At 66.1% G+C, this 21,484-nt stretch carries 21 protein-coding genes and 1 tRNA gene; 16 read left to right on the forward strand and 6 right to left on the reverse strand.

Annotated elements, in window-relative coordinates; translation table 11 throughout:
• Window positions 1-21: 21 nt before the first annotated feature.
• A complete protein-coding gene (locus ACYDAT_RS04640; protein WP_461441996.1) occupies window positions 22-492 on the reverse strand; it encodes a MerR family transcriptional regulator in 471 nt (156 codons plus the stop codon).
• A gap of 219 nt (window positions 493-711) precedes the next feature.
• On the opposite strand from ACYDAT_RS04640, the gene ACYDAT_RS04645 reads away from it, so the two are divergent.
• Genes ACYDAT_RS04645 through nth form a run of 3 tightly spaced genes read left to right on the forward strand, consistent with a single transcriptional unit; the run spans window position 712 to window position 3,123 of the window.
• Entirely contained in the window at window positions 712-1,863 is a 1,152-nt protein-coding gene (locus ACYDAT_RS04645) for a glycosyltransferase family 4 protein (protein WP_461448669.1), read from the forward strand.
• The gene (locus tag ACYDAT_RS04650; protein WP_461448671.1) at window positions 1,841-2,398 is read left to right on the forward strand and encodes a phosphatase PAP2 family protein; all 558 of its coding nucleotides are present in this window, start codon (window positions 1,841-1,843) and stop codon (window positions 2,396-2,398) included. The genes ACYDAT_RS04645 and ACYDAT_RS04650 overlap by 23 nt, the downstream gene beginning before the upstream one ends.
• Before the next feature lie 41 nt (window positions 2,399-2,439).
• Entirely contained in the window at window positions 2,440-3,123 is a 684-nt protein-coding gene (nth, locus tag ACYDAT_RS04655) for an endonuclease III (RefSeq protein ID WP_461448673.1), read from the forward strand.
• 57 nt (window positions 3,124-3,180) lie between these two features.
• Here nth and ACYDAT_RS04660 read toward each other — a convergent pair whose 3' ends face one another.
• Window positions 3,181-4,506, reverse strand: a complete 1,326-nt coding sequence (locus ACYDAT_RS04660; protein ID WP_461448675.1) for a hypothetical protein — start codon at window positions 4,504-4,506, stop codon at window positions 3,181-3,183.
• 183 nt (window positions 4,507-4,689) lie between these two features.
• Here ACYDAT_RS04660 and rnt point away from each other — a divergent pair, with 183 nt between their 5' ends.
• From rnt to cysK, 10 genes are all read left to right on the forward strand, one after another.
• A complete protein-coding gene (rnt, locus tag ACYDAT_RS04665; protein WP_461441244.1) occupies window positions 4,690-5,343 on the forward strand; it encodes a ribonuclease T in 654 nt (217 codons plus the stop codon).
• Window positions 5,344-5,500: 157 nt separating this feature from the next.
• Entirely contained in the window at window positions 5,501-6,577 is a 1,077-nt protein-coding gene (pstS, locus tag ACYDAT_RS04670; protein WP_461439713.1) for a phosphate ABC transporter substrate-binding protein PstS, read from the forward strand.
• A gap of 63 nt (window positions 6,578-6,640) precedes the next feature.
• A complete protein-coding gene (pstC, locus tag ACYDAT_RS04675; RefSeq protein WP_461439712.1) occupies window positions 6,641-7,603 on the forward strand; it encodes a phosphate ABC transporter permease subunit PstC in 963 nt (320 codons plus the stop codon).
• Window positions 7,600-8,493 carry a phosphate ABC transporter permease PstA gene (gene pstA, locus ACYDAT_RS04680; RefSeq protein WP_461439711.1) on the forward strand — a complete coding sequence of 298 codons (894 nt, stop codon included), beginning with the start codon at window positions 7,600-7,602 and terminating at the stop codon, window positions 8,491-8,493. Before pstC (ACYDAT_RS04675) ends, pstA (ACYDAT_RS04680) begins: the two co-directional genes overlap by 4 nt.
• Window positions 8,494-8,600: 107 nt before the next feature.
• Window positions 8,601-9,623, forward strand: a complete 1,023-nt coding sequence (pstS, locus tag ACYDAT_RS04685) for a phosphate ABC transporter substrate-binding protein PstS (RefSeq protein ID WP_461439710.1) — start codon at window positions 8,601-8,603, stop codon at window positions 9,621-9,623.
• 169 nt (window positions 9,624-9,792) lie between these two features.
• Window positions 9,793-10,770: a phosphate ABC transporter permease subunit PstC gene (gene pstC / locus ACYDAT_RS04690; RefSeq protein WP_461439718.1), complete on the forward strand. Its 978-nt coding sequence runs from the start codon at window positions 9,793-9,795 to the stop codon at window positions 10,768-10,770.
• On the forward strand, window positions 10,767-11,627 hold the full coding sequence (gene pstA, locus ACYDAT_RS04695) for a phosphate ABC transporter permease PstA (protein ID WP_461439709.1): 861 nt from the start codon (window positions 10,767-10,769) through the stop codon (window positions 11,625-11,627). The genes pstC (ACYDAT_RS04690) and pstA (ACYDAT_RS04695) overlap by 4 nt, the downstream gene beginning before the upstream one ends.
• Entirely contained in the window at window positions 11,620-12,423 is an 804-nt protein-coding gene (gene pstB, locus ACYDAT_RS04700; protein ID WP_461448677.1) for a phosphate ABC transporter ATP-binding protein PstB, read from the forward strand. Before pstA (ACYDAT_RS04695) ends, pstB begins: the two co-directional genes overlap by 8 nt.
• A gap of 43 nt (window positions 12,424-12,466) precedes the next feature.
• Window positions 12,467-13,198 carry a phosphate signaling complex protein PhoU gene (gene phoU / locus ACYDAT_RS04705; protein WP_461448679.1) on the forward strand — a complete coding sequence of 244 codons (732 nt, stop codon included), beginning with the start codon at window positions 12,467-12,469 and terminating at the stop codon, window positions 13,196-13,198.
• Between the two features lie 245 nt (window positions 13,199-13,443).
• Window positions 13,444-14,409, forward strand: a complete 966-nt coding sequence (gene cysK, locus ACYDAT_RS04710) for a cysteine synthase A (RefSeq protein ID WP_461448681.1) — start codon at window positions 13,444-13,446, stop codon at window positions 14,407-14,409.
• A 7-nt stretch (window positions 14,410-14,416) separates the two neighbouring features.
• Here the strand turns inward: cysK and ACYDAT_RS04715 are convergent, their stop codons facing one another.
• From ACYDAT_RS04715 to rnr, 3 genes are read right to left on the reverse strand one after another with little or no spacing between them, the layout of a single operon-like run.
• Window positions 14,417-14,686, reverse strand: coding sequence for a CBU_0592 family membrane protein (locus ACYDAT_RS04715; RefSeq protein WP_461439706.1), 270 nt, complete (start codon window positions 14,684-14,686; stop codon window positions 14,417-14,419).
• The gene (gene rlmB, locus ACYDAT_RS04720; RefSeq protein WP_461448683.1) at window positions 14,683-15,441 is read right to left on the reverse strand and encodes a 23S rRNA (guanosine(2251)-2'-O)-methyltransferase RlmB; all 759 of its coding nucleotides are present in this window, start codon (window positions 15,439-15,441) and stop codon (window positions 14,683-14,685) included. The genes ACYDAT_RS04715 and rlmB overlap by 4 nt, the downstream gene beginning before the upstream one ends.
• Window positions 15,441-17,690 (reverse strand): ribonuclease R, encoded by a 2,250-nt coding sequence (rnr, locus tag ACYDAT_RS04725; protein ID WP_461448685.1) that lies wholly within the window; start codon window positions 17,688-17,690, stop codon window positions 15,441-15,443. The genes rlmB and rnr overlap by 1 nt, the downstream gene beginning before the upstream one ends.
• 106 nt (window positions 17,691-17,796) lie before the next feature.
• Between rnr and ACYDAT_RS04730 the strand changes: the two genes are divergently transcribed.
• A tRNA-Leu gene (locus ACYDAT_RS04730) sits at window positions 17,797-17,881 on the forward strand.
• A 355-nt stretch (window positions 17,882-18,236) separates the two neighbouring features.
• Window positions 18,237-19,748: a GGDEF domain-containing protein gene (locus ACYDAT_RS04735; protein ID WP_461448687.1), complete on the forward strand. Its 1,512-nt coding sequence runs from the start codon at window positions 18,237-18,239 to the stop codon at window positions 19,746-19,748.
• Window positions 19,749-19,934: 186 nt separating this feature from the next.
• On the opposite strand, the gene ACYDAT_RS04740 is transcribed toward ACYDAT_RS04735, so the two are convergent.
• Entirely contained in the window at window positions 19,935-21,227 is a 1,293-nt protein-coding gene (locus ACYDAT_RS04740; protein WP_461448689.1) for an adenylosuccinate synthase, read from the reverse strand.
• Between ACYDAT_RS04740 and ACYDAT_RS04745 the strand changes: the two genes are divergently transcribed.
• A partial coding sequence (locus ACYDAT_RS04745) for a hypothetical protein (protein ID WP_461448691.1) occupies window positions 21,226-21,484 on the forward strand: 259 nt, incomplete at its 3' end. The two genes, ACYDAT_RS04740 and ACYDAT_RS04745, sit on opposite strands and share 2 nt — an antisense overlap.

Here is a 21,484-nt window from a genome sequence, read left to right on the forward strand (position 1 = left end):
CGATACCCGCGCATGGCGCGCTCAGACTTCGCCGATGTCGTGAGCATCGCCCAGCGCGCGCAGAATCGGGCACTGCTCGGGCGCGCCGTGGCCGGGGCAGGCATCGACCAGCTCGCGCAAGCCGCGGCGAATGCGATTGAGCTCGCGCACGCGCCGATCCAGATCGGCCAGTCGCGCGCTGGCGCGCTGCTTGACCGCCTCGACGCCATGCTCGCGATCTTGCGACAGCGCCAGCAACTCGCGGATTTCATCCAGCGAAAAGCCCAGATTCTTGGCGCGGCGGATGAAGCGCAGACGCTGCACCGCGCTGGTGTCGTAGGTGCGGTAACCGGAAGCACGACGCAACGGCTCGGGTAGCAGGCCTTCGCGCTCGTAGAAGCGAATGGTGTCGATGGCCACGCCGCTGCTGCGCGCGACCTTGCCGATGCTCAGCGTGGCCACGCACGCGAGTTCGGGTGCAGCATGGGTGCGGGACTGCAGGCGAGCGCTCATGGCGTTATTTTGACTGAGTCTTGAGATAAGTCCAGAGTCAGGCTGACCGGGAACCTCGTTGGCTGGGCGCGTGGCAGCGCACACCGATCCGGCGCTGAAAAATCGCGGTGTACTCACGCGCATCTCAATTTCGGTTCATGGTCATCATTCAGTCATGAGACGTTCAAACAGGCGCCACGCGCGTGGTGGAAGCTGCAAAGAATCAGCGAGGGTCGGGCCATGCGCATCGCCATTGTCACCGAGACCTATCCGCCGGAAATCAACGGCGTCGCGCTGACCGTGCAGGCGCTGGCCGAAGGCCTCGCGGCGCGTGGCCACGGCGTCGAAGTGCTGCGCCCGCGCCAACCCGGAGAAATCCCGGCAACGGCGCGCGCCACCTCGGTGCTGTTGCCCGGCATGGCGCTGCCGCGCTATCCCGGCCTGCGCCTGGGTCTTCCCGCGGCCGGCAAGCTGCGCGCGCGCTGGCGCCACGCGCGCCCCGATGCGGTGTATGTGGCGACCGAAGGTCCGCTGGGCGATTCCGCGGTGCGCGCCGCGCGTGCGCTGAGCATTGCCGTCGCCACCGGCTTTCACACCCGTTTCGATCACTACATGGCGCACTACGTGTCGGCCGCGCTGGAACCGCTGGCGCGCAAGTGGCTGCGGCATTTCCACCGCCGCGCGCAGGCGGTGCTGGTGCCGACACGGGCCTTGCAAGCGGAGTTGCAGACGCTGGGCCTGGACAACGTGCGCCTGCTGCGACGCACGGTGGATACGCGTCTGTTCAACCCCGCGCGCCGCGATGCCGCGCTGCGCGCGCAATGGGGTGTGGATGCGCACACACCCGTGGCGATTTATGTCGGGCGCCTGGCGCCGGAAAAAAATCTCGCGCTCGCGGTGCGGGCATTCCAGGCGTTCGCGGCGCGCAATCCCAAGGCGCGTTATGTGTGGGTAGGCGAAGGCCCGCAGCGTGCCGCACTGGCAGCAGCGCATCCCGAGTTCATCTTTGCCGGCGTGCAGCGCGGAGAGGTGCTGGCGAGCCATTACGCCAGCGCCGATGCGTTTCTGTTTCCCAGTCTCAGCGAGACCTTCGGCAACGTCGTTCTGGAGGCCATGGCCAGCGGCCTGGCGGTACTGGCCTATGATCACGCCGCAGCGCACGAACATGTGCGCGATGGCGTGAACGGCTTGTGCGTGGCGTCGGGTGCGCAGGAGGCCTTCGTCGAGGCCGCGTTCCGGCTCGGCCACGAGGCGAGCTTGCGTGCGCAGCTTGGCGCTGCCGCGCGCAGCAGCATAGAAACGCTCAGTCCGGAATCGATCATGACCGACTTTGAAACCCTGCTCGCCACGCTCGCGCACGAGGTACGCCATGGCCAGCCCGCGACCGCTTGATCCGCCACACCGCCAGGCGCTGGGCTTGCGCCTGTGCCTGCGCGCCAACCGCTGGGGCGCGCGGCGCGTTGTCGGCGCCTTGTTCCGCCTGGTCAGCCGTCTCGGTGACGGCGTGTTCTGGTATGTGCTGATGGCTGTGTTGAGTGTTTTCGGCGGCGAGCGCGGCCTGCGCGCCACCGTTGAAATGGCGGCTACCGGCTTGCTGGCGTTGACGCTATACCGCCTGCTCAAACACTGGACGCAGCGACCGCGGCCGTTCCGCAGCGTCGATGGCATCGTCGCGCACGTGCCGCCGCTGGACGAATTCAGCTTCCCCTCGGGGCACACGCTGCAGGCGGTCAGTTTCAGCCTGATCGCCTGCGCCTGGTTTCCGATGCTGACTCCGCTGCTGCTGGTCTTCACCCTGCTGGTGGCGGCCTCGCGCATCGTGCTCGGGCTGCACTATCCCAGCGATGTGTTGGCGGCCAGCGCCATCGGTCTGGTGCTGGGTAGCGGCGCACTGGTGCTCGGCAGCATGCTGGGCTTCGGGCTCTGATTGATCCGCGCCGCGCCGGGCGTGACTGATAATCTTGCGCGATGTCCACAAGCCCACCGCGCGCACGCCATCGCTCGCTGACCCCCGCCGCCATCGAAACGCTGTTCGAGCGCCTTGCCGCGCTTGATCCAGAACCGCGCACCGAACTGCTCTACGCCAGTGATTTCCAGTTGCTGGTGGCGGTGGTGCTGTCCGCGCAATCCACCGATGTCGGCGTCAACAAGGTCACGCGCGTGCTGTTTGCGCGCGCGCCGACGCCGGCAGCCATGCTGGCACTGGGCGAAACCGAACTGGCGCGCCGCATCGGCAGCCTGGGTTTGTTCCGTATCAAGGCGCGCAATGTGATCGCGCTGAGCCGGCTGCTGCTGGAGCGACACGACGGCGCGGTGCCACGCACGCGCGAAGCGCTGCAGGCCCTGCCCGGCGTCGGCCGCAAGACCGCCAACGTGGTGCTGAACGTGGCTTTCGGCGAGCCGACCATCGCCGTGGATACGCATATTTTTCGCGTCGCCAATCGCACCGGGCTGGCACCCGGCCAGGATGTCGACGCGGTCGAGGCTGGATTGCTCGCGCGCGTACCCGCGGCGTTTCGCCAGCACGCGCATCACTGGCTGATCCTGCACGGCCGTTACGTATGCAAGGCGCGCAAGCCTGATTGCGTGCACTGCGCGCTGCGCGATCTATGTCTGTGGCCGCAGAAACCGATGGTGCCCGCGTCTGCATGACGCCTGAAAAAACGGCGGACCAAAGCCCGCCGTCGAGGGTATTGCCTGGCGCCGCGCTCAGAACTGGTACGAGATCATCACGCGGTTGTACGTGAACGGCTTGTTGCCTGGGTTGAGATTCCAGCCGCCCACCGAGCGCTCCCAGCGGTTGCGCAGGGTCAGACCCTTGAGATAGCCGCTGAGGTTGTAGATCACATCGAAGTAGACATCGTGGCTGTTGCCGCGATACAGCGTCGTGTACTTGGCATAGGCCGCGATGACCTGCAGGTTGGGCAGCACGTTGTAGGTGACCTTGGCTTTCCAGGCGTGACCCGGACCCATTTCCACCAGACCGCGAATCATCGAAGTGGTGTACAGCGGATCGGTGGCGTAGGCCGCGGTATAGGGCGAAATAATCGCACCGCCGCCGACCGCACCAGCCTCGCTGGCGACCTTGTTGTACCCCAGGTCGATGCGACCATGCGGGATGATCACGCCGCCGGTGAGGCCCCAGGTGCTGCTCTTGACCTTGCTGCCGGGCACGCCGAACAGGGCGGTGCTGTTGGTCACCAGAAAATTGTTGCCACTGCCGGATTCGTCGACAAACTGCGCGCCCACGAACGGATCGAAGCCGGTGCCGGTCTTGAAGGTGTAGCTGCCTTCGAAGTAGCCCATGCGCGCGAAGTTGAGAAAGTTGTAGTACCAGGCCTGACCCTTGAAACCCTCGACGCCATAGCTGGTGCCCAGCGCCCAGGTACCGTTGAACTGGTGTGCCGTGGCCGGCAGGCCGCCCAAGCCGCCGTACATGCCGTCACCGTTGTAGGTGGGCGGGTAGTACAGGTTGTCGGCGTAGTAGCCACCCGAGGTGCGGCTCTTCCACTCGAAGCTGCGCAGGGCATACACGTCCCAGCCCTTGGCCGGCTTGAACACGGCCGAAACGGCGTTGTAGGACGCGGGCAGCACGCGCGAATCGCTCTGGCCCTCCCAAGGCGTGTTGAGGTATTGGTAGCCGGCACGCACCTGCATCAGTTCGTTCTGGTACTGCACGTAGGCTTGGCCCAGCGCGCTGACCGATTCGTGCCTGCCCATCAGGCCCATCAAGGTGCTGTCGATCTCGGCGGGGTTGTTGGACTGCGTGCCGAACGAATTGGCGGTCAGGAACGAGGCGCCGAGGCTGAAGCCGCCAGCAAACGTGCCGGACTGCATGTTGATCAGCGCCGCGCCCGAAAAGGCGCTGGCATCGGGCACTGCGGAGGTGTCGTAAAGACGGCTGAAATAGTAGGTACGCAGTTGGCCGTCGATATGGCCCTGGGTGAAGATGTCGCTGAGCGCGTCGGCGTGGGCGCCAAAGCTGGTCACGCCGAGCGTGGCCGCCACGGCCACGGCAAGCAGGTGTTTACGCATGAGTGGAATCTCCGGAGGAAGGGTCGGGGAGTACGAAAGGTCGCATTAGCGTGAACTAAACTTGCGATGATGTAAACATTCCGTTACGTGTTGGCGATCTTGCACAACCTTCATGACAGGCGCATGACGGCTCCCGTCCCCAGTCCAACCGGCATGCACGGGTCCGCCTGATAAGCTGTACGGATGCCTGACCCCACGCCGTTTGCCCAGCGCTTCCGCGGTTTTCTGCCGGTCATCGTCGATGTCGAGACCGGCGGCTTCGAGGCCCGCCGCCACGCCTTGCTTGAAGTTGCCGCCGTGCTGCTGGAGATGGACGCCGATGGGCGTCTGCGGCCGGTGCATACCGTCAGCACCCAGGTCGAGGCCTTCCCGGGTGCGCTGCTGGACCCGAAGTCGATGGAGGTCAACGGCATCAAACCGGATCACCCACTGCGCGCGGCGCGGCCCGAGGCGGATGCGCTGGAATATGTATTCGCGCCGATCCGCAAGGCGGTGCGCGAACAGGGCTGCCAGCGCGCGATCCTGGTCGGGCACAACGCGGGGTTTGACCTGGGTTTTCTCAACGCCGCCATCGCGCGCTGCGCGTATAAGCGCAGTCCGTTCCACCCATTCAGTTGTTTTGATACCGTCAGCCTGGCTGGTCTCGCTTATGGCCAGACCGTGCTGGCGCGCGCGCTGCAAGCCGCCGGCATCGAGTGGGACACGGCGCAAGCGCATTCGGCGGTGTACGACGCCGAGCGCACAGCGGAGCTGTTCTGCACCATCGTCAACCGCTGGCAAAGCCTGCAAAAGGACACCAACCAGCGTGATGAAACAGCAACCAGTCCTTTGGCATGAACCTGGAGAGGGCTTTTTGAGGCATCTTGATGCATCCACCCGCAACACCGAAGAATACGGTTTGTATACATGTTTTGGCCTGCAACCGCACTGTCACATGGGCGCACGAAAGTGGCGGCGGCCTAGCGGCCTCACCCTTCCCCCATTGGATTTCGCCATGACGCAACGTTCGCAGCATGCGCGCCGCCGCGCGCCCCGCCTCGTACTGTTGGCCGCCGCCGGCCTGTTGGCTGTCGGCAGCGCCACCGCCGCCACCATCACGCTCAACGAAACCGGCTCCAGCCTCCTATATCCGCTGTTCAACCTGTGGGTGCCGGCCTATACCAGGGCGCATCCCGAAGTGCAGATCAACACTGCCTCGACTGGTAGCGGTACCGGCATCGCGCAGAGCATCGAGGGCTTGGTGCAATTCGGCGCTTCCGATGCGTATCTCAGCGACGCGCAGATGAAGAAAAACCCCGAGATGCTCAACATCCCAGTGGCCATTTCCTCGCAGATGATCAACTACAACGTGCCCGGCCTGAACAACGTGCACCTCAAGCTCAATGGCGCCGTGCTGGCCGGGATGTACGACGGCCGCGTGCGCTACTGGGACGACGCCGCGCTGCAGCACCTCAATCCGGGCGTGGCGCTGCCGCATCATCTGATCGTCACCGTGCATCGCACCGATGGCAGTGGCGACACTTTCATGTTCAGCCAGTTCCTGAGCTTCACCAACAAGACCTGGGAACAGAAGGTCGGCTACGGCACCTCGGTCAACTGGCCGGCCGTGCAGGGCGCGATCGGCGCCAACGGCAATCCGGGCATGGTCAGCGCGGTGCAGAGCACGCCGTATTCGGTGGCCTACATCGGCGTCAGCTTCCAGGGTCAGACCGACAAGGACGGCCTCGGTGAAGCCATGCTGCAGAACCGTGCCGGCAACTTCGTGATGATCAACGAGACGACCGTGCCGGCTGCCGCCGCGGCCATGGTGCCGAAGACGCCCAGGGATGAGCGCATCAGCATGATCTACGCGCCGGGCGCCGAGTCGTACCCGATCATCAACTACGAGTACGTGATGGTGAAGTCCAGGCAGCCGAATGCCGAAACCGCGGCCGAGATCAAGAAGTTCCTGGGCTGGGCGGTGAGCACCGAGGGCGGCAACTCGCTGCAGTTCCTCAAGCAGGTCAACTTCCTGCCGCTGCCGGCTTCCGCGCGTGCGCTGACGCTGCAGCAGATCAACCAGATCCACTGAGTTTGAAACTCTGAGGCTGATTCGGGGTCACTGTTTACCGACAGTGGCCCCGAATTGCGACCGATGCGCCCCGGCGACGCCCTCTTTCGCGTGATCGTGACCGCTTTCGCGGCGCTGATCCCGCTCATCCTGCTGGCCTTGCTGGCGTTTCTGGTGCATGACTCGTGGCCAGCACTGCGCTTCAACGGCTTCGAGTTTTTCACCCGCAACGCCTGGAATCTGGGCAACCAGTACGGCAACCCGGTTACCGTGCGCGGCGCACAGGTGATGCCCGGCGCTTCGTTCGCGATCCTGTTTCTGATCGTCGGCACCCTGGCCAGCTCGCTGATCGCGCTGCTGCTGGCAGTGCCGCTGGGCGTAGGTGCCGCAGTGTTTCTGGCCGAGGCGGTGCCACCGCGCATACGTACTTACGCGTCGCTGCTGGTCGAGCTGCTGGCCTCGGTACCCAGCGTGGTTTTCGGCCTGTGGGGTTACGTGGTGCTGATTCCGTTCCTGTCGCGGCACGTGTATCCGCACCTGGCGCGCTGGCTCGGCTTCATCCCTTTTTTCGGACCGCCATCGGGCAGCGGCTATGGCCTGCTGACCGCCGGCATCGTGCTGGCGCTGATGTGCGTGCCGTTGATCGCGGCCAATCTGCGCGAGGCGATTGAAAGCACCCCGCAAGAACTGCGCGAGGCCGGTCTGGCCGTGGGCGCGACGCGTTTCGAGGTGGTGCGCAAGATCGTGCTGCCACGCCTGCGCCTGCCGCTGATCGGCGTCAGCACGCTGGCGCTGGGGCGCGCGCTGGGCGAGACCATGGCGGTACTGATGATCAGCGGCAACGCACTCAACATCCTGCCGCAGAACATCTACAGCCCGATCTCGACCATGGCCTCGTTCATGGTCTCGCAGCTCGACAGCGCGCTGCAGGACCCCACCAACATGGCGATATACGGCATCGCCGAGATTGGACTTGCGCTGCTGCTGCTGTCGCTGCTGGTCAACGCTCTGGCGCGCCTGCTGGTGCCGCGGAGCCTCAGCGCATGAACGCGGGCGCCGCGACGACCTCCGCGACGCCGGCCCGGGACCGTGGCCGCCAGCGGCGGCGCGCACTGTCCAGCATGCTGGGCTGGATCGCCAGTGGGCTGGCCTTCGTGCTGCTGGCCTTCGCCCTGCTGGATATCCTGCGCACGGTGTTCGTTCGCGGTTTCGCGGCGCTCAATTTGCAGCTGTTCCTGACACCGACCAGCGGCATCGCCGGCGGCTTGCTCAATGCCATCGAGGGCAGCGCGCTGATCACTTTCGGCGCGCTGCTGCTGGCGGTGCCGATCGGGGTGCTCGGCGGCATCTACGTCAGCGAATTCGGGCGCGAGTATTTCGCGCGCGCGGTGCGCTTCATTGCCGATGTGCTGGTCGGCGTGCCCTCGATCGTGTTCGGCCTGTTCGGCTATCTCACCATGGTCACCGCGCTGGGCTGGCATTTTTCACTGGCCGCCGGCTGCATCACCTTGGCAATGATGATCACGCCCTACATCCTGCGCACTACCGAGCTGGCGCTGCGCGGCGTATCCGGCGAGCTGCGCGAGGCCGGCTACGCGCTGGGCGCCAGCCAGGCCAATCTGGTGCTGCGCGTGCTGCTGCGCGAATGCGCGCCGCGCGTGCTTACCGGCATCCTGCTGGCCATGGCCATCTCGATGGGCGAGACCGCGCCGCTGATCTACACGGTGAACTGGTCGAACTACTACTGGAACGGGCATCTGACCCACGAGTCGGTGGCGTATCTGACCTACGTGATCTGGTCGTTCATCAACGAGCCCTTCTCCAGCGCGCATGCGCTGGCTTACGCCGCGGCGCTGCTGATCACGCTGTTCGTGCTGCTGATCACCCTGCTGGCGCGGCTTTCGCTGAGCCGTCTGGAAGTGCGCCGCAGCAGTTGACCCTGCGCCGGGCGGGCGGCGTCGCGGTTGGCTGTCATCAATTCGTCAAACATGGAAGCTTACACTTTGTAAGACGGGCGCCGCCCGCTTACCCACGAGGAATCCTCATGTCGCTCACGCTCAAATCGCGCCTGGCGGCGCTGCTCTTGCTCGGCTCGGTGTTTGCCGTCAGCGCCCACGCCACCGGGATCACCGGCGCCGGCTCCAGCTTCGTGTATCCGGTGCTGTCGAAGTGGTCGGTGGCGTTCAACCAGAAAACCGGTCACCAGATCAACTACCAGTCGATCGGCTCCGGCGGCGGCATCGCCCAGATCAAGGCCGGCACGGTCGATTTTGGCGCTTCCGATGCGCCCCTGTCGGCGGAAGACCTGGGCAAGTTCGGCCTCGGCCAGTTCCCGCTGGTAATCGGCGGCATCGTGCCGGTGGTGAACGTGAAGGGCATCGCGGCGGGCAAGCTGCGCCTGAGCGGCCCGGTGCTGGCCGAGATCTTCATGGGCAAGATCAAGACCTGGAACGATCCCGCCCTCGCCATGCTCAACCCGGGCCTAAAGCTGCCCGCCAACGCCATCTTCGTGGTGCATCGCTCGGACGGCTCCGGCACCAGCTACAACTTCACCAATTATCTGAGCAAGGTCAGCGAGGAATGGCAGAAGTCGATCGGCTTCGGCACCTCGGTACCGTGGCCGGTGGGTGTGGGCGGCAAGGGCAATGAGGGCGTCTCGGCCTACGTCAGGCAGATCAAGAACTCGATCGGTTACGTCGAGTACGCCTACGCGCTGCAGAACAAGATGGCCTACACACAACTGGAAAACGCTACCGGCAGGTTTCTGCAGCCGAGCAATGCCGCTTTCGCCGCCGCTGCCGCGACCGCGGACTGGGCGCAGGCCAAGGATTTCAACCTGATCATGACCAATGCGCCCGGCGCCAACGCCTGGCCGATCACCGCGACGACCTGGGCGATCATGTACAAAACGCCGAAGAGCGCCGCGCAGTCCAAGGTGGCTTTCGAGTTCTTCAAGTGGGCCTTCGAGCAGGGCCAGCCGCAGGCGCGGGCACTGGATTACGTGCCACTGCCGGAAACCCTGGTCAAGCAGATCGAGGCCTACTGGCACACCCAGTTCAAGAGCTGAGTTCAAGCACGCATAATGGCCGTCGCGCATCCGTAGCCGACGGCTGGCACCCTGTAGCGCGCGCCGCAGCACGGCGCGCGCGGTTTTTTTTGAACCCTCCATGTCCACATCCGTACCGCCCGTCATCGTCAAGTCCAACGCACCGCCGTCCGATTCAAGCGGAGCGGCGATGGCGTTGACGGCGCGGGCGGTCAAGTCTGGCGAGCACCGGCGCATCGCGCGCGACGCGCGCAACGATCTGCTGTTTCGCGGCACGCTGCTGGTCTGCGCGCTGCTGGTGCTGGCGGCCCTGCTGGGCACCGCCGGCTCCACGCTATGGGGTGGGCGCCTGGCGTTCGAGACCTTCGGCTGGAGGTTTCTGGTCTCGGATCACTGGGATGCGGTCAGCGGCCAGTTCGGCGCTCTGGTGCCGATCTGGGGCACGCTGATGACGTCCTTGCTGGCCATGCTGCTGGCGGTGCCGGTCAGCTTCGGTATCGCCCTGTTCCTGACCGAGGTCGCGCCGACTTGGTTGCGCACGCCCATCGCCGCGACGGTGGAACTGCTGGCGGGCATTCCCTCGATCATCTACGGCATGTGGGGCCTGTTCGTGCTGGCGCCGTTTCTGGCCGATCACGTCGACCCGTGGGTCAATGACAAGCTCGGCGCGCTGCCCGGCGTGGGCCGGCTGTTTCAGGGTCCACCGCTGGGCATCGGCATGCTCACCGCCGGCTTGGTGCTGGCGATCATGGTGATCCCGTTCATTTCCTCGGTGATGCGCGAGGTGTTTCACACCGTGCCCACGCGCCTGAAGGAGTCGGCCTACGCGCTGGGATCGACCACGTGGGAAGTGGTGTGGAACATCGTGCTGCCGTATACACGCTCGGCCGTGATCGGCGGCATTTTTCTGGGCCTTGGGCGCGCCCTGGGCGAGACCATGGCGGTGACTTTCGTGCTCGGCAACGCGCACCAGTTTTCCGAATCACTGCTGATGCCGTCCAGTTCGATCGCCTCGCTGATCGCCAACGAGTTCACCGAGGCTTCTTCCGATCTGCATCGTTCGGCGCTGATCGCGCTGGGCTTTTTGTTGTTCGTGGTGACCTTCATCGTGCTGGCCATCGCCAAGTTGCTGCTGCTGCGGCTGACACGCAAGGAAGGCAACGCATGAGCGACAACACCTGGTTGTATCGCCGGCGTCGTCTGGGCAATGCGCTGGCGCTGGTGCTGGGCAGCCTGGCCACCTTGTTCGGCTTGTTCTGGCTGGCATGGATTCTGTGGGTGACGATCAGCAAGGGCATGAGCGCGCTCCGCCCGGCGCTGTTCACGCAGCTCACGCCGCCGCCACCGGGCGATGGCGGCGGCCTCGCCAACGCGTTTTTCGGCAGCGCGGTGGTGAGCCTGATCGCGCTGCTGATCGGCACCCCCATCGGCATCGGCGCCGGCCTGTGGCTGGCCGAGTACGCGCAGCGACGCTTGCTGGGCGCGGTGATCCGTTTTCTCAACGACATTCTTCTGTCGGCACCCTCGATCGTGCTTGGTCTGTTCGTATACTCGCTGGTGGTCAAGCCGCTGGGGCATTTCTCGGCGCTGGCGGGCGGCTTGGCACTGGCGCTGATCGTGCTGCCGGTGGTGGTGCGTACCACCGATGAGATGCTGCGCCTGGTGCCATCGACCATGCGCGAGGCCGCGTTGTCGCTGGGCGTGCCGCAGTGGAAAGTGATCGTGCAGATCCTGTTGCGCTCGGCGCGCGCCGGCGTGGTCACCGGCATCCTGCTGGCGCTGGCGCGCATCACCGGTGAAACCGCGCCGTTGCTGTTCACCGCGCTCAATAATCAATACTGGAACCACGATCTGCTCAAGCCCATCGCCACCGTGCCGGTGGTGATCTTCCAGTTCGCGATGAGCCCTTATGATGGCTGGCATGCGCTGGCCTGGGCCGGCGCGCTGGTGGTGACCGCGTTCGTGCTCGTCCTCAGCCTGCTCTCGCGGCTGCTCCTCGCCCGCACCAAGGTGACCCATGACTGACGCCGCCGTACTTTCCCAGCCGCTCGCTCCGGCGACTGTTTCCGCGACCAAGATCGTGGTGCGCGGGCTGGATTTCTTTTATCAGGGCTACCACGCGCTGAAGAACGTCAACATGGACGTGCCCGAGCGCCGGGTGACCGCGATCATCGGACCTTCGGGCTGTGGCAAGTCCACGCTGCTGCGCATCTTCAATCGCATCTACGCGATTTATCCCAAGCTGGAAGCGCGTGGCGAGGTGTTGCTCGATGGCGAAAACATCCTCGACGCGCGCTACCCGCTCAACCGTCTGCGCAGCAAGGTCGGCATGGTGTTTCAGAAACCGGTGCCGTTTCCGATGTCGATCTTCGAGAACATCGCCTATGGCATCCGTCACCACGAGCGCCTGTCCAAGTCCGAGATGGACATGCGCGTGGAGCTGGCGCTGCGCCAGGCGGCGCTGTGGGACGAGGCCAAGGACAAGCTCAAGCAGAGCGCGCTGGGCCTGTCCGGTGGTCAACAGCAGCGCTTGTGCATCGCGCGCGCGATCGCCCTGAAGCCGGAGGTGCTGCTGCTGGACGAGCCGACTTCGTCGCTGGACCCGATCGCCACCGGCCGCATCGAGCAACTGATCGAGGAACTCAAGCACGACTTCACCATCGTCATCGTCACCCACAACATGCAACAGGCCGCGCGCGTGTCCGACAAGACGGCTTTCATGTACATGGGCGAGTTGATCGAGTTCGGCGATACCGAAAAAATCTTCACCAAGCCCGACAAGAAGCAGACCGAGGATTACATCACCGGCCGCTTCGGCTGATTGCCATACCGACGCCCGGCGGCCCGCACACGAGGTTGAGACCATGCCTACCAGCAACGAACACATCCTGCGCAGTTACGACGACGAACTGTCCCGCCTCAAGGGCGAGCTGGCGCGCATGGGCCAGATCGCGGTCGCGCAGATCGAGGGCGCGATGGACGTGCTCGAGCGTCGCGACAGCCGCGCCGCCGAACGCGTGATTCTCAACGACGAAGCCATCGACCAGCTCGAAGCCTCGGTCAGCCACGACGTGCTGCTGCTGCTGGCACGGCGCCAGCCGATGGCGCGCGATCTGCGCGAGGTGATGGCGGCCCTGCGCATCGCCGCGGATATCGAGCGCATCGGCGATTACGCCGCCAACGTGGCCAAGCGCACCATCGCGCTCAACCTCAGCGCGCCAATCCCGCCGGCAGCGAACCTGCCGACTCTCGCCGAAACCGCGATCGATCTGGTGCGCGACGTACTCATCGCCTACCGCGAGAGCGACCCGGATCTGGCGCGCCAGGTATGGGAGCGCGATGTCGAGCTCGACGCGCTGTACACCTCCCTGTTCCGCGAGCTGTTGACTTACATGATGGAAGACTCGCGCAACATCACCCCGGCCACGCATGTGCTGTTCATGGCCAAGAACATCGAGCGCATCGGCGATCATGCCACCAACATCGCCGAGAACGTCTGGTTTCTCGCCACCGGCACGCCGCTGGAGGAGCCGCGCAAGAAAGGTGACCTGACCGCCACGGGCGCGGTCGATCCGGAGCGTCCGCGCAAGGATTGAGCGCCTCGCGCGCGGGCACTGATCGGTGCTCGCGCAATCCGCGCGCAGTTTTCGATACGCCGCATCAACACACTGTTACGGACGTCTAGACGTCCATCGCTTGCGACGCAGCGACAAGGCGCGTAAGCTGTGCCGCGTGAACCTGCTCCCTGACCTCCGCCACCCAATCGCGCGATGTTGCGCGTACCTGCCCGCGCGCTGAGCGCATCCTGCGTTCCATCCCCCATTCGGACTGCGGAGGTCCCATGATTCTGCACAGCATCACCGATGCGATCGGGCGCACGCCCATCGTGCGCATCAACCGTCTCGCGCCCGCGGGCGTGGAGATGTACGTCAAGGTCGAATCCTTCAACCCCGGCGGCTCGGTCAAGGACCGGCTGGCTCTGGCCGTGATCCTCGATGCCGAGCGCAGCGGCGCGCTCAAGCCCGGACAGATGGTGGTCGAGGCCACCTCGGGCAACACCGGCATCGCGCTGGCCATGGTGTGCGCGGCGCGCGGTTATCCGTTCGTGGCGTTCATGACCGAGACGTTCTCGATCGAACGCCGCAAGCTGATGCGCGCCTATGGCGCCAAGGTGATCCTTACTCCGGCCGCCGAGCGCGGCTCCGGCATGGTGCGCCACGCCGAGGCCTTCGCCGCGCGGCACGGCGCGTTTCTCGCGCGCCAGTTCGAGAACCCCGCCAATCCGTCATGGCATCGCAACACCACGGCGGCGGAAATCCTGCTCGATTTCTCCGGCCGGCGTCTGGATCACTTCGTGTCCGGCTGGGGGACCGGCGGCACGCTCACCGGCGTTGGCCAGGTGCTCAAGCTGGCGCGGCCCGAGGTCGAGATCGTGGCCACCGAGCCGGCGACCGCGGCGCTGCTCAAGGGCGAGGCATGGCACCCGCATAAGATCCAGGGCTGGACGCCGGATTTCGTGCCTGCGGTGCTCGATCGCAGCATCGCGCAGCGCATCCTCACCGTGACCGAGGACGAAGCGCGCGAGCAGGCACGCGCGCTGGCGCAGCAGGAAGGCATTCTGGTGGGTCTGTCCTGCGGCGGCACCTTCGCCGCGGCGCTGCAGGTGGCGCGGTCCGCCGCGCCGGGCAGCGTGGTGCTGGCGATACTGCCGGACACCGGCGAGCGCTATCTGTCGACGTGGCTGTTCGAGGGCGTCAACGAAGGCTCGGATGACGCCTGGTTGCAGTCGCTGAGCGACGCTGACTGACAACGCTTCAGCGAAACATGCGCGTGCCGCGGCGGCGGCGCGCGCCCCAGATCATGCCGTACAGGCTCACCGCCAGCCAGACCGCTTCCAGCACGAACGCGGGGAAGTTGAAGGTACCGAATACCAGCGACACCATCAGCGCCAGCGCGCCGAGCGCATTCAGCACTTGATTGGCCTTGCCGTCGCCGCGCAAGCGCCCGGCCTGCACCAGAAAATACGCGATCACGATCAGCGCGACACCGACGAACCCCACCCAATCGAACCATTGCAGCGTCATGGCTTGACTCCCGCGCTGCGCTGACGCAACGCCTCGAACAAGGCAATACCGGCAGCCACGGAGACATTGAGGCTCTCCATGGCGCCGGCCATGGGAATGCGCGCCAGATGATCGCACGCTTCGCGGGTCAGGCGGCGCATACCCTCGCCTTCCGCGCCCAGCACCAGCGCCAACGGTCCGCGCAGGTCCAGCGTGTACAGCGCCTGCACGGCATCATCGGCACCATCCAGTCCGACCAGCCACACCCCGGCCTCCTTGAGGCTGCGCAAGCTACGCGCGAGATTGGTCACCCGCAGCAGCGGCACGCGCTCGGCGCCGCCGGCCGCGGCGCGGCGCACCACCGGGCTCAGCGAGGCGGCGCGATCGCGTGGCGCGATCACCGCCTGCGCTCCGGCCGCCGCCGCCGAACGCAGACACGCGCCGAGATTGTGCGGATCGGTCACACCATCCAGCACCAGTAGCAGCGTGTTCTGTCCGGCAACCGCGATCAGTTCGGGCAGCGCGTTTTCTTCCAGCACCGCCGCCGCGACGCAGTGCGCGGCAATGCCCTGGTGGCGCGCGCCAGCGGCGATGCGCTCCAGCGCCGCGCGCGGGCGCGTCTCCACGGCGATGCCCAGACGCTGCGCCTGCTGCGCCAGCGCCAGCAGACGCGGGTTGTGCGCATCGCGCTCCAGCCACAGCTCGCGCACGCGCGCCGCGCCTTCGGCCAACGCGGCCTCGACCGGATTGATGCCGACGATCCACTCCGCCTGCATCAATCGCGCCCTTCCACTAGCCGCAAATCGATCTTGCGATCCTCGAGGCTGGCGCGCAGCACCTGCACCTGCACGCGATCGCCGAGGCGATAGCTGCGCTTGCTGCGCTCGCCCTGCAACAGGCGTCGCTGCGCCTCGAAGTGATAGAAATCGGCCGGCAACTGGGTGACGTGCACCAGGCCGCTGATGCGCGTCTCGATCATCTCCACGAACAATCCGAACGAGGTCACGCCGGTGATCACGCCGGCGTGGCGCGCGCCGACGTGGCGCTCCATGAACGCGCACTGGTAGCGTTCGTCGACTTCACGCTCGGCCTCGTCGGCGACGCGTTCGCGTCGCGAACAGTGTTGCGCCAGCGTGGTCATGGCCTCGGTGCTGTAGGCGTATGCGCCGCGCTCACCCTGCACCAGCGCGTGGCCGATGGCACGGTGCACCAGCAAATCGGGATAGCGCCGGATCGGCGAGGTGAAGTGCGTGTAGGCATCCAGCGCCAGGCCGAAGTGCCCGGCGTTAGCGGCCTTGTACACCGCGAGGCTTTGCGAGCGCAGCAGCACCGACTGCAGCAGCAGCGCCTCGGGCCGTTCGCGCACGCGCAACAGCAGGTGCGCGAAATCCTTGGGCGTGACCGCATCCCATGCCGGCAGACGCAACTTGAACTCGCGCAGAAATTCCAGCAGGTCGGCGTACTTTTCCGTCGGCGGCTTGTCGTGCACGCGATACAACGCCGGCACGCGCTGTCGCTCCAGAAAGCGCGCTGCCTGCACATTGGCGGCGATCATGCATTCCTCGATCAGACGATGCGCGTCGTTGCGCTCGTATGCACCCAGCGCCTGCACCTCGCCCTGCGCATCGAGGCGAAACTGCATCTCCGGGCTGTCGAACTCGATCGCGCCGCGCGCGCTGCGCGCCTGTGCCAGCACACGATACAGCGCATGCAGATCGGCGATCGCCGGCCACAACGCGCCCAAGGCCTGGCGCGCGCCAGTGGCATCGCTGAGCGCCTGCCACACCTGCGTGTAGGTCAGCCGCGCATGCGAACGAATGATGGCGTGCTCAAAACGCGCACGGCTCACCGCGCCATCCGCGTCGATGCGCATCTCGCATACCAGCGCCAGACGCTCGACCTCAGGCTTCAGCGAGCAGATGCCGTTGGACAGCACTTCGGGCAGCATCGGCACCACAAAACCGGGGAAGTACACCGAGGTACCACGCGCCTCGGCCTCGCGATCCAGCGCGCTGCCGATCGGCACGTAATGCGCGACATCGGCGATCGCAACCCACAGCCGAAAGCCGCCTTCGCGCAGCGGCACGGCATGCACGGCATCATCGAAATCGCGCGCGTCCTCGCCGTCGATGGTGACGAAGGGCAGTGCGCGCAAATCGGCGCGTCCCGCATGCGCGCTCGCATCCACCTGCAGTTCGGTGGCTGCGGTCGCGGCGGCGACATCGGCCGACCAATGCTGTGGCAGGTCGTGCGCGGCGATGGCCATGCGCACGATCAGCGACGCGTTGAGTTTCTCGCCCAGCAGTTCGACCACGCGCCCGATCGGCCCGTGCGTCGCGTCGGGCGGATCGGTGATCTCGGCGACCACGATCTGGCCTTCGCCGGCACCCATGTCCTGCCCTGCGGCGATCAGCACCGGCTGGTGCAGACGCTTGTCGTCCGGCACCACCGTGGCGATGCCGCGCGCGCGCGCAATGCGCCCGACCAGACGCGGACTGCGCCGTTCCAGCACTTCCACGATCGCGCCCTGACGACGCCCGCGCTTGTCCACACCGACCACGCTGGCCAGCACGCGATCGCCGTGCAGCACCTTGCGCATTTCCACCGGCGCCAGATACAGATCATCGCCGCCGGCATCGGCGCGCAGAAAACCGAAGCCTTCGGCGTTGGCGATGACGTGTCCGGCGATCAGATCGAGTTTTTGCGCCGGCGCGTAGCCGCTGCGCCGGTTCTGCAGCAACTGGCCATCGCGCAGCATCGCCGCCAGACGCTTGCCCAGCGCCTCGCGCTGGCTGTCCTCGACCAGGCCCAGCGCGTCAGCCAGCGCCGCTTGCAGCATCGGCGCGGCATGCGCATCCAGCAGGGCAAGAATCGCCTCGCGACTGGGAATGGGATGCTCATAGCGCGCCGCCTCGCGCGCTGCCTGCGGATCGTGAAAAGCGGTCTGGGACTTGGACTTGCCGGCTTTGTGCGGCTTCGCCGCGGCGCTTGGCGCAGGCTTCTTGCTGAAGAATTTCTTGATCATGGCCGCGAGCCTCACGCAGCCCCAGAGCAATTGCAAGCATCGCGTTGACAAACCGCCTGTGCCCGCCTAGATTACACGGCTCGCGCGGCCGCGCCACGTGACACCTGCCCAGGTGGCGGAATTGGTAGACGCACTAGTTTCAGGTACTAGCGGGTAAAACCGTGGAGGTTCGAGTCCTCTCTTGGGCACCACATCAGGAAGCCAAGCATTCAAAGTGCTTGGCTTTTTTGTTTCCCGGGTTCAACGCGCGCCCGCAGACTTGCCATGGGTCGCGCAAAATTTCAATGCCGGTGCGCACGCATGCGGACGGCATCTGCCCGTGCAGTCACCGGGGATCCCGACATGGCTCACGCAAAAACTCGGCTTGTCGAGCAGGCCATTGCATTGGCTGCAGCCGATAGCGCCGGCAGGTGATGGTCATCATCTTGCGCGTCCATGCCCCACGGCCTGGCGCGGCGTAACATCGGGACTGCAGCCTGGCGCGGCATGGTCGCCATGCGTACCGAGAGTGCGCATCCATGCCGAGACGCTTTTGCAGCAAACACCATGAGCCAACGTCCAACCACCCTGCGCAAGCATCGATCCAGTCCAGCGGAGATGGTCTGCGCGCTGCGTCTGGCGCTGCACGAGACCGCCGACGCCGCGCACTGGATGGCGCAGTTGCTGCGCGCACTGCACGCGCAGCACCCGGGGGCGCGCGTCGAATTGCTGCGCCACGACATCGAGCTGCCGGCACCACGCGCGAGCCACGCGCGCAGCCTGCGCGTGCTGGCGCCGGACGGCACGCTGCTGGCGCTGCTGCGCATCCGGCATGACTCCCCCGCCATCCGCCAACAACTGGCCACGCTGCTGCGTCCGATGCTGCCCGGACTGGCGCGCCGGCTGGCGCTGGAGCGCCTGCGCGCGCGCGCCAGCCTGGCCGACCTGATGCTGGACCTCTCGCACGTGCTGCTGTTCGAGGATGACCTCGACGTACTGCTCACTGGCGTGATCGCCTACCTGCGCGAGCGCTTCAGCCTCAGTCTGGCGACGCTGATCCTGCGCGAGTCCGACGCGCACTGGCGACTGCGTGCCGCCGCGGGCAACTCGACCCAGTTCGCGTTGACGCCTGGCAGCTTGTGGTCGGTGCAACGCGGCCTCACCGGCAAGGCGCTGCGCCTGCAGCGCACGCTGTATGTGCCCGATGTCCACCGCGATGCCGAATACGTGGTCGGCAGTGCCCTGACCCAGGCCGAGCTGCTGATTCCGATCAAGCACGCCGGCGCGATTCTCGGCCTGCTCAACCTGGAAAGCCCCAGCGCCGACAGTTTCACCGCCGAGGTGCGCGAAGTGCTCGATGTGCTGGCCGATCAGATCGGCGGTGTGCTGCATCTGCGCCTGCTGCAGGCGCAACTGACCCGCCTGAACCGCAAGGCTGGCGCGCTGGCCACCGAACTGGCGCGCGTCAACACGCGACTCAAGCGCAGCAACCGCAGCCTGGACAAGCTCAGCCGCACTGATGCGCTGACCGGCGCCGAGAACCGGCGCGGCTTCGAACAGGCGCTGCGCAACGCCTGGCGCCTGGCAAAGGCGCAGAAGCAGCCGCTGGGCATGCTGATCGCCGATATCGACCACTTCAAGGCCTACAACGATCACTATGGCCACCCCGCCGGGGACGCGTGCCTGAGCCGCGTGGGCGCGTTGATCCGGCGCGCGCTGCGCGACGAGGACAGCGTGTTCGCGCGCTACGGCGGCGAGGAGTTCGCGATCGTCCTGCCCGGGTTGGATGCCGCCATGGCGCTGGCCGTTGCCGAGCGCGTGCGCAAGACCGTGTTCGCCGCGCGCATCGCGCACGCCGGCACCGGACTGGGCCGGGTTTCACTCAGCGTGGGCGCGGCCAGCTTGATGCCCGCGCCGCAGTACAACGCGCGGCGGCTGGTGACGCAGGCCGATCAGGCGCTGTACCGGGCCAAGCACGAAGGCCGCAACTGCGCCAGCATGGCGGGCGCGGCGGAACCGGCTGAAGCTGCGGCCGCCCTGTCGCGCGCGCGCCAACGTGCGCGGCGCGCGGCGACTTGATTCATCGAATCCGCAGGCTTCAGCTCAAGAGCGGTTTGCAAAACCGCTTCGGCACAAGGGCAACGCGGAATCAGTAGCGCCACCGCGTTGAGAGCGTCCGTGCTTGGCGCGACCAAGGTGGCGCGGCTTCGCCGCGAACGCTTGCCTGCAAACCGCGGCAGGATGCCCGGCTTTTGCAAACTGATCTCAGGCGAATGGATCGCGCAGCACGATGGTGTCGTCGCGATCGGCGCCAGTGGCGACCAGCGCCAGCGGACATTCGGCCAACTCCTCGACCGCGCGCAGATAGGCACGCGCCGCCGCCGGCAGTTTGCTGAACTCGCGCACGCCCGAGGTCGATTCCTGCCAGCCGGGGAACTCCAGATACACCGGCTTGCACTCGTCCCAGCCGTCGGCATCCAGCGGCGCCAGCTCGCGGCGCTTGCCGCGGTACTCATAGGCCACGCATACCTTGATGCTGGGCATGCCGTCGAGCACATCGAGCTTGGTGATGGCCAGGCCGGAGATGCCGCTGATCTGCACCGCGCGCTTGAGCGCCACCAGATCGATCCAGCCGCAGCGCCGCGGGCGCCCGGTGGTGGCGCCAAACTCGTTGCCGCGCTGGCGCAGCAACTCGCCGGTGGCGCCGCTCAATTCGGTGGGGAATGGACCTCCGCCGACGCGCGTGGCGTAGGCCTTGGCGATGCCCAGCACGTAGTCGACATCGCCCACGCCCACGCCGGTGCCGGCCAGCGCGCCGCCGATCGTGGTGTTCGAGGAGGTGACGTAAGGATAGGTGCCGTGGTCGATGTCCAGCAACGAGCCCTGCGCACCCTCGAATAACACGCGCTTGCCGGCGCGGCGCAGATCGTGCAGCACGGTGCTGACGTCATCGACCAGCGGGCGCACGTACTCGCCGAATTGCAGGACTTCGTCCAGCACCGCCTGATAATCGACCGGCTTGGCCTTGAGCCAATGCTCAAGCACGAAGTTGTGGTAATCGAGCACCGCGCGCAGTTTGTCCGGCAGCTCGCCGGGATACATCAGATCGGCCACGCGCACGCCGCGGCGCGCGACCTTGTCCTCGTAGGCGGGGCCGATGCCGCGCCCGGTGGTGCCGATGGCCAGCGCGCCCGAGGCCTTCTCGCGCGCCTGATCCAGCGCCACGTGGTAGGGCATGATCAGCGGCGTCGCCGGGCTGATCTTGAGGCGCGCGCGCACGTCCACGCCGCGCGCTTCCAGCGCGCCGATTTCCTCCTGCAGCGCCGCCGGCGAGAGCACCACGCCATTGCCGATCAGGCACTGCACGCCGGCGCGCAAGATGCCCGATGGAATCAGGTGCAGCACCGTTTTCTGGCCGCCGATCACCAGCGTGTGCCCGGCGTTGTGGCCGCCTTGGAAGCGCACCACGGCGGCGACCTTCTCGGTGAGCAGATCGACGATCTTGCCTTTGCCTTCGTCGCCCCATTGGGCGCCCAGAATGACTACGGATTTACCCATGACGTTCTCGCTTCGACTCATCAGCGTCGCACCGTGCGACTGCGTGAAAACCGCTTCGACACATCCCTGTGGCGTGGCGCCGGCCCGGCCCTCCATGGCCGTGCGCTCGTGCCCGCGCGAACTGCTATCCGCAGCAGTTCGCAAGCGCGGGCACTCGCCCCCATTGGGCGCCCAGAATGACTACGGATTTACCCATGACGTTCTCGCTTCGACTCATCAGCGTCGCACCGTGCGACTGCGTGAAAACCGCTTCGACA

The sequence above is a fragment of the Metallibacterium sp. genome (assembly GCF_054637675.1).

Excerpts from the sequence above, each read along its gene's own strand:
- pstS (WP_461439713.1), top strand. The coding sequence starts at position 5,501 with ATGACGCAACGTTCGCAGCATGCGCGCCGCCGCGCGCCCCGCCTCGTA.
- pstC (WP_461439712.1), top strand. The coding sequence starts at position 6,641 with ATGCGCCCCGGCGACGCCCTCTTTCGCGTGATCGTGACCGCTTTCGCG.
- nth (WP_461448673.1), top strand. The coding sequence starts at position 2,440 with ATGTCCACAAGCCCACCGCGCGCACGCCATCGCTCGCTGACCCCCGCC.
- pstC (WP_461439718.1), top strand. The coding sequence starts at position 9,793 with ATGGCGTTGACGGCGCGGGCGGTCAAGTCTGGCGAGCACCGGCGCATC.
- rnt (WP_461441244.1), top strand. The coding sequence starts at position 4,690 with ATGCCTGACCCCACGCCGTTTGCCCAGCGCTTCCGCGGTTTTCTGCCG.
- cysK (WP_461448681.1), top strand. The coding sequence starts at position 13,444 with ATGATTCTGCACAGCATCACCGATGCGATCGGGCGCACGCCCATCGTG.
- ACYDAT_RS04715 (WP_461439706.1), bottom strand. The coding sequence starts at position 14,686 with ATGACGCTGCAATGGTTCGATTGGGTGGGGTTCGTCGGTGTCGCGCTG.
- rnr (WP_461448685.1), bottom strand. The coding sequence starts at position 17,690 with ATGATCAAGAAATTCTTCAGCAAGAAGCCTGCGCCAAGCGCCGCGGCG.
- ACYDAT_RS04645 (WP_461448669.1), top strand. The coding sequence starts at position 712 with ATGCGCATCGCCATTGTCACCGAGACCTATCCGCCGGAAATCAACGGC.
- ACYDAT_RS04740 (WP_461448689.1), bottom strand. The coding sequence starts at position 21,227 with ATGGGTAAATCCGTAGTCATTCTGGGCGCCCAATGGGGCGACGAAGGC.
- rlmB (WP_461448683.1), bottom strand. The coding sequence starts at position 15,441 with ATGCAGGCGGAGTGGATCGTCGGCATCAATCCGGTCGAGGCCGCGTTG.
- ACYDAT_RS04735 (WP_461448687.1), top strand. The coding sequence starts at position 18,237 with ATGAGCCAACGTCCAACCACCCTGCGCAAGCATCGATCCAGTCCAGCG.
- phoU (WP_461448679.1), top strand. The coding sequence starts at position 12,467 with ATGCCTACCAGCAACGAACACATCCTGCGCAGTTACGACGACGAACTG.
- ACYDAT_RS04650 (WP_461448671.1), top strand. The coding sequence starts at position 1,841 with ATGGCCAGCCCGCGACCGCTTGATCCGCCACACCGCCAGGCGCTGGGC.
- ACYDAT_RS04660 (WP_461448675.1), bottom strand. The coding sequence starts at position 4,506 with ATGCGTAAACACCTGCTTGCCGTGGCCGTGGCGGCCACGCTCGGCGTG.
- ACYDAT_RS04640 (WP_461441996.1), bottom strand. The coding sequence starts at position 492 with ATGAGCGCTCGCCTGCAGTCCCGCACCCATGCTGCACCCGAACTCGCG.
- pstA (WP_461439711.1), top strand. The coding sequence starts at position 7,600 with ATGAACGCGGGCGCCGCGACGACCTCCGCGACGCCGGCCCGGGACCGT.
- pstA (WP_461439709.1), top strand. The coding sequence starts at position 10,767 with ATGAGCGACAACACCTGGTTGTATCGCCGGCGTCGTCTGGGCAATGCG.
- pstS (WP_461439710.1), top strand. The coding sequence starts at position 8,601 with ATGTCGCTCACGCTCAAATCGCGCCTGGCGGCGCTGCTCTTGCTCGGC.
- pstB (WP_461448677.1), top strand. The coding sequence starts at position 11,620 with ATGACTGACGCCGCCGTACTTTCCCAGCCGCTCGCTCCGGCGACTGTT.